General features: G+C 24.5%; 9 protein-coding genes. 5 read left to right on the top strand and 4 right to left on the bottom strand.

Features of this window, described 5'->3' with window-relative positions; genetic code table 4:
* Nucleotides 1–2,226, top strand: a 2,226-nt coding sequence (locus ACQW0Y_RS02130) for a hypothetical protein (protein ID WP_427867536.1), incomplete at its 5' end; no start/stop codon positions are given.
* Between the two features lie 44 nt (nucleotides 2,227–2,270).
* On the opposite strand, the gene thrS is transcribed toward ACQW0Y_RS02130, so the two are convergent.
* Nucleotides 2,271–4,010, bottom strand: coding sequence for a threonine--tRNA ligase (gene thrS, locus ACQW0Y_RS02135; protein WP_427867537.1), 1,740 nt, complete (start codon nucleotides 4,008–4,010; stop codon nucleotides 2,271–2,273).
* Complete coding sequence (gene trpS / locus ACQW0Y_RS02140) at nucleotides 3,997–5,001, bottom strand: tryptophan--tRNA ligase (protein ID WP_427867538.1); 1,005 nt, start codon at nucleotides 4,999–5,001, stop codon at nucleotides 3,997–3,999. Before trpS ends, thrS begins: the two co-directional genes overlap by 14 nt.
* 301 nt (nucleotides 5,002–5,302) lie before the next feature.
* Between trpS and ACQW0Y_RS02145 the strand changes: the two genes are divergently transcribed.
* From ACQW0Y_RS02145 to ACQW0Y_RS02155, 3 genes are read left to right on the top strand one after another with little or no spacing between them, the layout of a single operon-like run.
* On the top strand, nucleotides 5,303–5,665 hold the full coding sequence (locus ACQW0Y_RS02145) for a PTS glucose transporter subunit IIB (RefSeq protein ID WP_427867539.1): 363 nt from the start codon (nucleotides 5,303–5,305) through the stop codon (nucleotides 5,663–5,665).
* A 1-nt stretch (nucleotide 5,666) separates the two neighbouring features.
* Nucleotides 5,667–9,668 (top strand): AAA domain-containing protein, encoded by a 4,002-nt coding sequence (locus tag ACQW0Y_RS02150; RefSeq protein ID WP_427867540.1) that lies wholly within the window; start codon nucleotides 5,667–5,669, stop codon nucleotides 9,666–9,668.
* Nucleotides 9,668–10,783, top strand: a complete 1,116-nt coding sequence (locus ACQW0Y_RS02155; protein WP_427867541.1) for a hypothetical protein — start codon at nucleotides 9,668–9,670, stop codon at nucleotides 10,781–10,783. Before ACQW0Y_RS02150 ends, ACQW0Y_RS02155 begins: the two co-directional genes overlap by 1 nt.
* A gap of 30 nt (nucleotides 10,784–10,813) precedes the next feature.
* Here ACQW0Y_RS02155 and def read toward each other — a convergent pair whose 3' ends face one another.
* Entirely contained in the window at nucleotides 10,814–11,371 is a 558-nt protein-coding gene (gene def / locus ACQW0Y_RS02160) for a peptide deformylase (protein WP_427867542.1), read from the bottom strand.
* A 98-nt stretch (nucleotides 11,372–11,469) separates the two neighbouring features.
* On the opposite strand from def, the gene ACQW0Y_RS02165 reads away from it, so the two are divergent.
* The gene (locus ACQW0Y_RS02165; protein WP_427867543.1) at nucleotides 11,470–12,729 is read left to right on the top strand and encodes a hemolysin family protein; all 1,260 of its coding nucleotides are present in this window, start codon (nucleotides 11,470–11,472) and stop codon (nucleotides 12,727–12,729) included.
* A 34-nt stretch (nucleotides 12,730–12,763) separates the two neighbouring features.
* Here the strand turns inward: ACQW0Y_RS02165 and ACQW0Y_RS02170 are convergent, their stop codons facing one another.
* Nucleotides 12,764–14,377: an ABC-F family ATP-binding cassette domain-containing protein gene (locus tag ACQW0Y_RS02170; RefSeq protein ID WP_427867544.1), complete on the bottom strand. Its 1,614-nt coding sequence runs from the start codon at nucleotides 14,375–14,377 to the stop codon at nucleotides 12,764–12,766.
* Nucleotides 14,378–14,515: the final 138 nt, after the last annotated feature.

Consider the following 14,515-nt stretch of genomic DNA (forward strand, 5'->3'; position numbering starts at 1 on the left):
CTAGATAAAGCTAAAGCTGCTAAGTTATCACTAGATAGTTCGAATACAAATATTGGTGATGCTAAAGAACAATATGAAGCTAAAAAATCTGAAGCACAAAATTATTCAACAAATGAATTAGCCAAAGATAAGTATGAAAGCATTAAAAATGAATTAGATTCTGAACTAACTAGAATTCAAAATCTAGTCGATAGTGCATCTGAAGAACAAAAAACCCCTGAATTTTACTTAGATAAGAAGCAAAAAGTTCAAGATGCTCTAGATAAAGCTAAAGCTGCTAAAAATGAATTGGATAATAGTTCTTCTTCAGAAGGTTTACAATATTGAAGAAATAAATATATAGAATTAAAAACAGAAATCAACAATTATAAGAATAGTAATTATTATTCTACATTACAACCTGAGCGAAGAGAATATGATAGATTATCACAAATTGATGATAAAGATTATGAAAAATATGAGGAAGATGATGAATCAGTTAAGACTGAGGATTATTTTAAAAAGAGATATGAATATATTTCAAAAGAATTTGAACTTTCAAAAAAACATATAGAAAATATTAATGAAGTAAAAGAAGTTTTTGAAAATAAAAAGCAGGAAGTATCCGAATACATTTTAAATCAATTGAACGATGAAAATTATTCTGAAATTAAAAAAGAGTTAAACAACTCATTATTAAACGTTGAAAAAATATTAAAAACTATAAAAGATAATAATGTAGAATATAAAAAAGATTATTTATTTTTTGAAAGTTTAATTGATTATTTGAATTATGAGTTAAATAAGGCTAAAGAAGAAAAAGAATCATTTAATGATTTCGCAAATTGATTTAATTCATATAAAACCACAGTTGAAGATTTTGCTAGTTCTTCTCTAGGAGAAAATAAATATAAACAAATTAAAAATAAGTTAGAAAATAAGATTTTAGAAATAACTAACGAAATTGAATCTATTCCTGAAAGCCAAAGAAATTTTGATGTTTATAAAGCAGCAAAACAAAAACTAGAAAAAGAATTAAAGGAATCTAAATTTTCAAAATTGTTAGAAGACGATTATTATGAAGCATATAATAAAATGAGAATAGAAGCGGAAAAATTTAATAATATTTCCCTAGCTAATTTTAATTTTTCAACAAATATTACTTTAAATAAGTTATCATCATCAGCAGAATCAATTTATGACTGATTTTTAAGAAATAATAGTGAAGTTGATAAAGATATGTCAAGAAACTTTTCTTTAGAAGAAAAAACACAAGAATTTTATAAAAATAATATAAATAAAATTAAAGAGTATATGAAATATGCTGATAATGTTAAAGAAGAGATTTTAAAATTTAATGATTTTAGTAATCAAAAAGAATATTTAGATTTTAAAAAAGCACTTAACGTTGCAAAAACACTTGTAAGAACAAAATATAGCATTTTTGGTTTAAATCATTCTAAATGACAGGAAGCAATACAATTTGAAAAAGATTATTTATCTGGTATATCTAGAGCTTTTTATTATAGAAATATAGATCAATTTAAAGAAAATTACAATGAATATAAAAATAACTTCTTACCTAAATTAAAAAAATATAGAGAAGAATGATTAGACAAAGTTGATTATGCAATATTAAATCCTGGCACAGAAAGCGGTTATAAATATAATTTACAAAATACATTAGATAAATATAAATCTAAATTAAATGAACATTTTGGAATTAATGAAATTCCAAATGAAATGATAGAAAGAAACAATAAATGAGCATCTGAATTAATTAAAATCTTTTCAGACGAGGAAAATCTTATTTCAAATCTTGCAAAATACGAAACTTTATTAACTTATAGTTATAACCAATATTACGATACATTTATGACAAAATATGAAAATAAAAATATTAAGTTAACAGATGATGAAATAGTTGAATTAATTAAAAGTTTCATTGATGAAAAAAATAGCTTTAGTCAAAAATTAGAAGAAATTAAAACATTTAAAGAATCGTTAAATGACGATAAATATAATGATTTAAAAGAACAAATTAATACTTTTATTGAAGAAACTAATAACTCATATAATGAAAATAAAAATGATTATATAAATTTAAAATATTATTTAGAATATAAGCAAAATTTAGCTGATTCAACAATTGATTATGTTGCTCATTTAAAAGAAGTAAATCAAAATTTAATAAATAAATTATCTGAATTTGAAGCTTCAAAATCACAATTAGATCAAAGCAATTAATTTTTAAAAAATAAACGCTAAGCTAATAACTTAACGTTTATTTTTTATTTCAATTCTCTTTTTAAAGTAAATAATTTTTGTATAAATTCTTCTTTAGAATATGTTGTAGTTTGATCACTTCCATATTCACGCACAGCTAATACATTATTTTCGACTTCTTGTTTTCCGATAACAATAATAAACTTAGTTTTTTGAATTTGTGCTTCACGAATTTTTTTGTTGATTCTCTCATTTCTTAAATCAACATTAACATTAATATCTAAATCTAATAATTCTTCATATAATTTTTGACAATAATCATTTAACTCGCTAGTAATTGGCATTATTGTTACTTGTCTTGGACTTAATCAATATGGTAAAACACCTTTAGTTTGCTCTAATAAAGTTGCAATAAATCTTTCATATGTTCCAATTAAACCACGGTGAATTAAAACAGGTCTTTCAAACTCTTCGTTATCATTTACAAATTTCATATCAAATCTTTGTGGAAGTAAAAAATCTAATTGTAATGTCGACATAGTAATAATTCTATTTAAAACTGTTCTAACTTGGAAGTCAACTTTAGGACCATAGAAAGCAGCTTCCCCAATGAATTCTTTATATTCAATATTTAGCTCTTTTAAAACTTCTCTTAAATCATTTTCAGCCTTATCTCACATTTCATCGTCTTTAAAGAATTTTTCATTATCATTAGGGTCTCTTAAAGAAAGTGAAATATGATCGATTTCAATATTAAAATCTTTTAAAGCAGTTAAAATCATTTTATATAAATGTTTAAATTCTTGTTTAATTTGATCAGGTCTTACAAAAACATGGCCTTCAGTTAAATCCATAGCTCTAACTCTTTCAAGTCCCGATAGAGCTCCAGATTTTTCATAACGGTAAAGTCTTGATTGTTCTGAATAACGAATAGGCAAGTCACGGTATGAGCGTCTTGTTGAATTAAATAAAATGATATGATGAGGACAAGTCATAGGACGTGCCACTAATGTTTCATTATCCATTAATATAGGTTTAAACATTGTATCTTGATAATGAGCTCAGTGACCACTAATTTCATATAGTTTCTTTTCACCAAAATGTGGTGTTAAAACTTCGGTAAAACCAAATTTCTTGTCAAGTTTTAGAACATAATTTTCAATTGCATTATGAATCTTCATTCCATCTTCTAATCAAATCGGAAAGCCTTGTCCTGATAATTGGCTAAACATAAATAAATTTAAGTCTTTACCAATTTTTCTATGGTCTCTTTCTTTTCTTTCTTGTAATATTTGAAGATAGTTATCTAATTCTTCTTTTGTTTCTCATGAAGTACCGTAAATTCTAGTTAACATTTTGTTATTAGAATCGCCCCTTCAGTAAGCTCCTGCTGTTGATAATAATTTAAAGTGTTTAATTTCTTTAGTGTTTTCAACATGACCACCAGCACAAAGATCCGTAAATAAAATTTCATTTGTTTTTGGGTGAATAAATTGGAAAAAGGTTATTTCTTTCCCTTCTGAAGAAAACTCATCAAATAATTCTTTCTTGTAAGGTTGATTTTCGAATGAGAAAAATTCTTTTCCAACTTTTTTAGTTTCATAACCTTGTTCAGCCATTTTCTTCATTAGTTTTTCAATTCGAGGTAAATCTGATTCTAAAATCGGGTTTTCAAATTCAAAATCATAGTAAAAACCCTCTTCAATTGCAGGTCCAATAGCTAATTTTGTATTTGGATATAATTTTAAAATTGCTGCTGCTAGTAAATGGCTGGTTGAGTGGTTAAGTTTATTATTTGCTTTCATTATTTAAGCCTAATCCTTTCATTAATTTCTTAAGATTTTCATTTGCAACTTTAGAAGCTTTTTGTGCTCCTTTTTTTGCAAAGTTATCAATTGATTTTATTACTTCTTTATACTTAAGTTGAATTTTTTCTAAAAATTCTTTAACTAATAATCCAACTTCTTGTTTTAATTCTCCATAGTTTTTATCTTTAAAATAATTTTCTGCATCTTCTAATTCGATATCTTTTAATGAAGAATAAATTGTTAATAAATTTTTTATTCCTGGTTTTTCATCAGAAATATATATTTTTCCTTCTGAATCTGTTACTGCTTTTAGTATCTTTTTGTACGCTTTTTCAGGGTCATCTAGTAAATAAATTGAAGATTTTTCATTAGTATCTGACTTAGACATCTTTTTAGTTGGTTCAGTCAATGACATAATTTTAGCTCCAACTTTTGGAATATATGGTTCTGGAATTTTAAAGCCAATATTAAATTTATTATTTAATCTTTGAGCTAAATTTCTTGTTAGTTCAACGTGTTGTTTTTGATCAATTCCCACAGGAACTAAATCAGCATCATAAAGTAAAATATCTCCTACCATTAATGTTGGATACATTAGTAAACCAGTAGGAATAGTTTCCATTCCGTTTGAGCTTTTTACCTTAGAAGATTTATCCTTAAATTGCGTCATTCTTGATAATTCGCCAATCGTTGTATTTGTTAAAATCAATCAATTCATCAATCCGTGTTCCATTACATCCGATTGAAAGAATAATGTAGATTTTTCAGGATCAATTCCACAAGAAATAAATAAAGCATAAATATTTCTGCGATTTTCTTCTAATACTTTTGGGTCAATTGGTAATGTTAAAGCATGAAGATCAGCTATGAAAATATAACTATCGTATTTATCTTGTAATTTAACCATATTTTTAATAGCACCAATATAGTTTGCGATAGTTAATTTTCCGGTTGCAGTTATTCCACTTAATACTCTTTTTTTAGCCATTATTTCTCCTTGTTTAAATTTCATAAGTTATAATGTTTGTTTTAAAAATAACAAAGTCTTTATAAATTTTATTACTTTTTTTAAAAAATTTACTATATTAAATAATTAATTATTTAATAAAGTCAATAATTGCCAATAAATTAATTTTTAACCTTAAAATAAGTTGAAAACATTTAAAATGTATAAGGAATTTTTAACATATATTAAAAAAAATTCAATTAATTAAATAATTTTAGTTTTTAATTTTAAATTAAAATATAATTTAAAAGTATAAAACTATTAACTTAGATAAAGGATTACAATGAATTCAAGAAATAAATTTTTATATGTCATTTTAATTATTTTAACTTTTGGTCTTATTTTAGTTTACTGAAAAAATAAGTATAAACAAACTAAAACTAAAGATTATTTAAGCAAAGAAACCAAACTTAATTTTAATTTTTATGAACTAGTTGATTATTTAGGTGGAAAAGAAAATATCGAATCTGTAACTTCAACTCAAAAAGTTGTAAAAATAAATTTTTATGAAAAAAGTAAAGTTGAAGCTTTAAAAATTAAAAACTTAGATGGAGTTACTGGTTTGACATTTCAAAGCAAAAGTATTTCATTAGTTGTTGGTAATACAGCAAAACATATTGAAGATTTAATTAATGAGGTAAAGTAAGATGAGTTCAAATAATACAAAATATCAAACATTAATGGCTAATCTTCTTAACATTGATACTAATGATTCATCTTTATTTAGCACAATAGATAATGAGAAATATTTTGATGTTTTAAAAAACTTTGGTGAATCGACATTTGATAAAATTTATACAAAATTTAATATTGATTGTGTTTTATCAGAAGTTGCTAATAGAACTATAGCTGAAAAAGTAAAAGAAGCTAAAACTAAAAGTGAAGTCGTAGCAATTTTTAAAGAGTACAATAAAAGAATTGAAGATAATCTTTTTAAAATGTTAGGATCAAGTTTTGAAAAAGCTAAAAATATTATTATTGCTAACCAAGAAACAGAATTTCAAAAATCAATTGTTAAATGAAAGAAAATTTTAAACAAAGCCCAAAATATAAATATTGAGACTAATATATGACCTTTACATATTGGTTTTTTTTATATTTCAATCAAAACAGAAAATAAAACAGTTTATGCTCCACTTTTCTTTAAAGAGATTTTGATTGAAGTAAAAAACTCTTTAATTTATTTACATTCTAATTCAGATATAAGAGTTAATAGTAAACTTGTTACCTTTTTAAATCAAGAAGGTTTTTCATTGAATGTTGATTCCTTTGATTTTAATAATTTATCAATTCAAGATGTTTTTGAAAAATTTAAAACAATTTGATCTCCGCTATTTAAGATGCCCGAAACTTTAAGAAGGGGCGTTGAACATCTAACTGTTGAAACAATTAACAATACCGCAATTGAATTTCATCCTGGAATAGTTTTAGGTTTTTATAATGTTTCTTCTGGTTATTTATGAAATCAAATGAAAAAAATTATTGATAACGATGAATTTGATGAAATTTTAAATCCTAATTTTAATAAGAACTTATATCGTGAAAAGGTTAATAGAGTTATTTTTGATAATAAATTTAAATTATTTAAAATTCAAGAAACAAACTTTTCACAAGATGTTGCAACTGTTTCGTCACTATATCAAGACACAATTATTTGAGGTCCTCCAGGAACCGGTAAATCTCAAACAATTTCTAATTTAATTGTAAATATTATTGCTAGAGGATATTCAGCATTAGTTGTTAGTCAAAAGAAAGCTGCTTTAGATGTTTTAAGAAATAGAATGAAAAAATTATCTATTTTTTGTCTGTTTGCTTTAAATGATAAAAATTTAAGACAGGAAACTTTTTATGAACCATTACGTGAATTTATACATTTATTAGAAAACTACCAAAGTTCTAGAAAAGAGGAAGGTTTTAGCGTTTTTACTGATGAAGATGAAAATTATGTTGATAATGTTAATTTAATTAAACAAACTAAAAATCTTGACAATATTATTAATTTTTACAGTGCCATCATGAATGGTAATTTTACTGTTGGCACTTATGAAAGTTTAAAACTTTTAGATAAGAGTTTGAATTACAAAATCAATAGTGAATTTAATGATCGTAAAGAAATTATTAAAAAATTATATGAAGCTAATTACAATAAAAAGCATCATATTTTTACAATAGTTCCTAAAAAAATCAAGAACATGGCAGATATATTATTAGCTGATGAAAGTTTAATGACTATTGGTATTAATGAAGCCTTAAAATATGTTAATTTAGTTAATTTTGAAGAAATTACAAATTTTAGTAATCAATATAAAAAGATATTAACAAATAAAACTGTTAAACTAAATGATGATAAAACAATTGTAAAAATGCTTTTAGAAAAAACATTTGAAAAGATGACAAATTTTACTGATGAGCAAAAATCACAATACACATCATTTGCAATGGCAATTAGAACCGGACATTTAAAACCATACAAGTTTTTTCACAAACATAAAGAAATGATTAAATTGTTATTCCCTATTATCATTACTACTCCAGAGTTGGATTTATCGATGTGAGAAAAACAAGAGTTTGACTTTGCTATTTTAGATGAGTCTTCACAAATGTTTATTGAAAAAGGTATTCCAATATTATATTTAGCCAAAAGAAAAGTTTTAGCCGGTGATAGCCAACAAATGCAACCAACAAGATGATTTTCAGCGACATATAATTTTGATGAAGAAGATGACTTTGGAAATATTGAGTCATTATTAGATTATGCTAAAGCGCGTGGTGTTTATTCTTTACTTTTAGATAAAAACTATCGTTCTAAGAAAGCGACATTAATGACTTTTTCTTCAAAACATTTTTATGATTCAAAACTAGATGTAATTGATAATTATGAATTATCTTTATCAGATGAAAAAGCAATTGAAGTATTTCAAGTTGATGGTACTTGAGATAATAGTATGAACGTTGAAGAAGGCGGAAAAGTTATTGAATTAGCTAAAGATAATTTAGCAAAATTTAATAAAATAATAATCTTAGTATTTAACGTTAAACAACAAGAATATTTAATCAATAGAATTTTTGGTAATGAACCAGAACTAGAAGAAGCACTAATGAGCGAAAAGGTTGTTATTAAAAATATTGAAAATATTCAAGGCGATGAAGCAGATTTAGTTATTATGTCGGTTGTATATGATAAAAATACAACATTGTATAATACTTATGTTGCAAGAAAAGGTGGTAAAAACGCTTTAAACGTTGCTATTTCAAGAGCAAAAGAAAAAGTTTTTGTTGTTAAATCAATTTATGCTGAAGATATTGAAATTACTGAACGTTCAACAGTAGATATGATTACTTTTAAAGAATGATTAAAGTTTTTAGATTTATCGATTGAAGAACAAAAAAATTATTTAGATAAAGTTGAAGATTATTTAGCAACTAAATTAATTTCAATTCCCGAAGATATTAAGTTTAAAGTTGATGTTTTAGATGAATTAAGACAGTTAATTGATGATGAAAATTTAACCTTGAAAACAAATTACTCAGTTGGAACAAAATCAATTGATATTGTCTTAATTAATAAACTAAACAATAAACTAGTTCAGGGCTTTATTCTTGATAATTTTAATTATAAAAATGATTACCGTAAATACTTGATTTTTAAAGATAACATTCATTTTTTAGAAGCTAAAGAGTATCCAATTATTACTATTTCTGAAATTGAATGACCAATAATTAAGAACAAAATTTTTGCATATGTAGAAGGCTTAATAAATCAAGAAAAAAATGCTAATAACTTTATAATTAAAAATAAAGAAAATCAAGTTATTGTTGATGATATATCGGGAAATCTTGAACAATCGATTTTAGCTTCAAATTTAAATCAAGAAATTAATTTTCAAGATACTAATCAACAAATTTCAGATGAAAAAAATTCGAGCGATGATGAAAGTAATTCAGATGAAATTGACGATTTTTATGTTGAAGAAGATTCAAATAACAATGTATCATTAAATGAAATTGATGAGTTTGAAGACCAAAATAATTTTGTAGAATTAGCTAACGAAGAAATTGAAGAAGTAGAAGAAACCGATTCTTTAACAAATAATTTTACATCTGAAAAAATTGAACTAGAAAATAGTGAAGATCAAAATAAAATAGATTTTACTTTTGATGAAAAAGAATTGAATAATTTTGAAGAAATAGAAGAATCTGATAATGAAAATGAAATGAAACATCTTTCTAAAGAAATAATTGAAGAAGATTTTTTAGAAAAAGAAAATACTTTAGAATTTTCAAGAGATAATATCAAAAAAAATAATAGCGAAGATATTGAAATTGAACAAACTACTGAAATTAATAACTTTAATTTTGAAAATGCTACATTTAATAATGAAAATAAAAATGAAACTATAGATTTTGAGGAAATTAATTCAGATTTAACAAATAACTTGTATACAGATGAAAAAATTTCTTTTGATGAAAATGATATTGAATTTGAGACTGAAGAAATTAGAAATAATCCAGATGAAAAAACAAAAACAATTGAAATAGAAGAGATACCTCAAATTGATTCATTTAATAATGATGCTAAACAAATATTAGAAGATTTTAATTTGGTTGATACAAACGAAAAAACAACTGAATTTGGAATTGGAGAATAATGAAGAAGAAAAACCCAAAACTAGAATTTGATTGAGAAGATTCAATCGACAAAGATATTAGTCCTGAAGATCAACTCAAACATAAGAAGCACGCTCAAAGTGTGGTCAAAGCTAAAAAAGTGAGAAAAATTTTATTTTGAACTTTTTCAGCAGCAGCACTTTCATCAATTGTTATTGCCACAGTTGCTATTAATTTATCTAAACCTTCTAAGGCACTAATTTATTGGTATAATCATGTTAAGAAGTATTCTTTCAATTCAAATAATTTAAATAATGAGGATATTAGAATAACAATTAAAAAAGACGCGAAAATTGAAGGTACACCAGAAAATGTTATGTCTAAGATAATTAATAATACTAGCGAAGACAATTTTAAATTATTATTCAAAGATTATGCATTAGCAGAAAATTTAAAACCTGAAAAAAATTGAAGTATTGAATATGAAAATTTTGTTATTGATTCAATTTCAAAAAATACTTTATTTATAGATTTAGTGTTTAAACAAAAAGGAAATACCCCAATTGATTTTATTATTAAAAACTTCCCAATTGTTACTTCAGAAAATACAAAAAAATATAACGAAGAGGCAATTAAAGAAAAGAAGAATCAGTTCACAAATGAATTTATTGAATCAATAAAAAAACAAATTTTATATAAATTGCTTTTACCTATTAATATAAAAGATAATTTTTCTGATGAAAAAATTAATAAATATAAAGAAGCATTTAAATCTTATATTGAAAAATTTAATGAAAAAATTTCAAATAATATTGATAACTTTTCATCTTTATTAGATATTTCATGATCTTTTAGTGAACCATTTAAAGTAAATGATAATTTAGAAGAAATGAAAATAATTTCAAACTTTGTAACAGAAACAAATAATTTTTATTCACCAATTATTTTTACTTCACCTATCACTTTAAAGGGCTTTGATCAAGAAGATTGGAAAAATTCCTCAAAACTTGTTTTTAAGGGAAGAATAATTACCTTATCAACAAATACAGAAAAAATCAACAAAATAAAAACTCAATATGGAATTTATATTGAGCCAAAATATGAAAATCAAGAAATACAGTTTGAGATTCCTTTATTATTTGATAAAAACAAATAGCAAAAAATAGGCTTAAAACAAGCCTATTTTTTATAATATTTCTAGTTCTTTATCTTTACCTCAAGGATTTTTTTGATTAATTTTATCAATAAATAAATTTCCTTGTAAGTGATCATATTCATGTTGGAAAACTATAGCAGTATAACCACTAACTTCATAACGTTTAAATTTCTTTTCCATATATGAATAAGCATCAACAATTACTCTTGAATATCTTGGTACATAACCTTCTTGTTTTGGTCAGGATTCGTTAACACTTAAGCAACCTTCACCTTCAGATAAAGCTAATTTATGATTTGAATGACCAACTAATTTAGGATTAATTAAAGCATCATTAAAAATCACTTTATCATTTGCGTCTACTATTAATATATAAAAAATACTTTTAGGTATTCCATATTGAATAGCAGCCACACCAACAGCAGGTCTAAATTTTGTGTTAGGTTTTTGACTATCCGAAACATGGTAAATCATTTTTTCAATTAAATCAATGTTTTCCTGTGATAAAGGAATTTCTATATCTTGTGATTTTTCTCTTAATATTTTTTCTGGTAATTGTACTAATTTAACATCTTCAAATTTAAACATAATATAACATTATAAAAGAATTATTTTATTAAAATGATTTTTTTTGTTAATATTTATACATTACTAAAATAATTATTTTATAAATGGAGAACTTTTAGATGGATATTCACCTCTACCCTTGACAATATGCCCTTTTAATAATATCTTTAATATTATTGCTTGTTAGTTCAGGTATTTTTTCTGCTACCGAAACAGCTTATACTTCGCTATCAAAAGCAAAAATTGAAACAATGATTGAGAAAAAAGTTAAAGGTCATAAGATTATTGAAAAACAACATAACTTTTTTAACCGAACATTAGGAACAATATTAATAGCTAATAATTTGGTAAATATTGCTTCATCAACATTACTTGCTTATTTATTAACTCAAGCATTTGGTGCATCTAAAGTAGGTTTGGCTTCAATTATTTCGACAATTGTTATGACACCTATTATTGTTTTATTTGCTGAAATAATTCCAAAACTAATTGCAAAAAGATACCCAGAAAAAACTGTTAATTCATTTTATTGATTTATTGAAATGTTATATTGAATTTTTATTCCAATAACATATCCTATTTCAAAAATTGGCAAGAAGATCTATATTACAAACACTGAAGAAGATGTAAAAAGTTTATTGAATATTGCCCAAGACGAAGGTGTTTTAGAATTTAAAGAATCTGTTATGGCTCAAAATGTATTAGATCTTGATTCTACAAAAGTTTCACAACATTATATAAAAATGAAAAACGTTGATTTTTTAAGTTCAAAAGCAACAATGCAAGAAGCTTTAGCGATGTTTAAAGAAACAAATTATTCAAGAATACCTGTTGAGAAAGATGGAGATCTTATTGGTATTTTACTTTTAAAAGATATATTCTTTTTACAAAGAGGAAATATTTTAAACTATATAAAATCAGTTCCAAGAGTATCAGCTAATTCGATATTATCAGTAGCATTAGAAAAAATGCGTCAATCTCGTGCTCAAATGGCATTTGTTACCGAAAGCAATAATGATGATAAAGCAATAGGAATTATTACTATTGAAGATATTTTAGAAGAAGTTGTTGGTGAAATTTATGATGAGTATGATAATGATGAGCAAATTTATGAAATAAGTTTAGAGAGATGTGAAGCTAAGGGAACAGTTCTAATGAAAACATTATGAAAACAATTAGAACTTGATCCACATCTTGACTATGAACTAGATGATAAAGAAAAGAATCAAACCTTGTCAGCTTGATTAGAAACTAAAAAAGGTCACGCTTTAAGAAAAAATTCTAAATTTGAACTTGATGAAAAAATAACATTTAAAGTTTTAGAAAAGAAAAATAAAGACCAAAAATATGATTATATTGAAATAGATTGAAGTAACTAAAAATCTGGAAATTAGTTCCAGATTTTTATTATTTTTAATATCCCATAGCTTCTTCATATTCATCAAGATTTCCATAAAATAGGAAACTTGATTTTGGTTTTATTTCTAATAGCACATTAGCACATTCTTTAATCATTGCTCGGTTATATGTTGTAAAAATACATGAACTTTTATATGATTTAATTCCTTCAATTAAACTATCAATTGATTCAGAGTCTAAATGGTCTAAAGGTTGATCAAAAATTAAAAAGTTACTTTCTTCTAACATTAATTTTGACATCATTAAACGTACTTTTTCACCACCACTTGTTACTTGTACATTTTTAAATACACTATCATTTGAAAATAACATTCGTCCTAAAAAAGCTCTCATTCTTGCGTCACTATTATCTTTAGTTTCTTGAGTAGTGTTATTTAAAGGTCATTTACTTAATCAATCAATAATTGTTTCAGATTCTTGGAAATATTCTTGATTATTTGACGGGAAGTAGTTAGGAAAAATGGTAATTCCTCATTCAACAGTTCCAGAAGTTGGTTTTCTTTTGCCCATTAAAATTTCTAATAATCTTGTTTTTGCAATATCATCATTTCCAATTATAACTATCTTATCACCAGGTTTTAAAGAAAATGAAACGTTCTCAAATAATGTATCGCCGGCTTCATTAACATAAGTTAAATTATGAACACTTAAAATTTGTTTACCAGGTAATCTATTTAATTCAAATTTAATGTAAGGGTATTTTCTTGAAGAAGGTTTTATTTCATCAATAACAATTTTTTCTAATAATTTTTTACGGCTTGTTGCTTGCTTTGATTTTGAAGCATTAGCTGAAAAACGCGCAATAAATTCACGTAGTTTTTGGGCTTGTTCTTCTTTTCTTAAATTTGTTTTTTGTTGCATCTCAATTAACAATTGGCTTGATTGTTTTCAAAATGAATAGTTACCAACAAATAATTTAGCCTCTGAATAATCGATATCTATAATATGTGTACAAATAGCATCTAAGAAATCACTGTCGTGGCTAACTACAATAACAATATTAGGATAGTCCATTAAAAAGTTTTCTAATCATTTAATTGTTTTTAAATCTAAACGGTTAGTTGGTTCGTCCATAATTAAAATATCTGGATTACCAAATAATGCTTTAGCTAATAAGACCTTAACTTTTTCATTAGCTTTTAATTCCGACATTTGCATATTTCATTTTTCAGGTTCAATTCCTAAATTGGATAATAATGTTTGTGCATCATTTTCAGCATTTCAACCACCCATTTCACCAAAAAGCTGTTCTAAATGACTAGCTTTTTCATAATCTTCCATAGTTGCATCAGGATTTTCATAAATCTTATTTTTTTCAATATTTATTTGATAAAGTTCCTTATTTCCCATAATAACAACATCAGTTACATTATAATCATTAAATTCATCTTGGTTTTGGCTTAAAACACTCATTCTTGCATTTTTTTCTTTAACAATTTGTCCTTCAGTTGCTTCAATTTCTCCACTTAAAATTTTAAGGAATGTTGATTTTCCAACTCCATTAGCACCAATAATTCCATATACATTTCCTGGTAAAAACTTTAAATTAATATTAGAAAATAATTTCTTATCAGGAAAAATTTTACTTATTCCACAAACGTCTAACATAGTATGCTCCTTTACTTCTTATTATAATTTAAAAATTTTACTAAATTTTATTCGTTTTTTATTGATATTCGCATAGACAAATTAATAATGACAAAATTCAATATAATAATTTATATACTTTAAAATTGAATAAAAAAA

The organism is Mycoplasmopsis arginini (assembly GCF_965278885.1).
GTDB lineage: Bacteria > Bacillota_I > Bacilli_A > Mycoplasmatales > Metamycoplasmataceae > Metamycoplasma > Metamycoplasma arginini_B.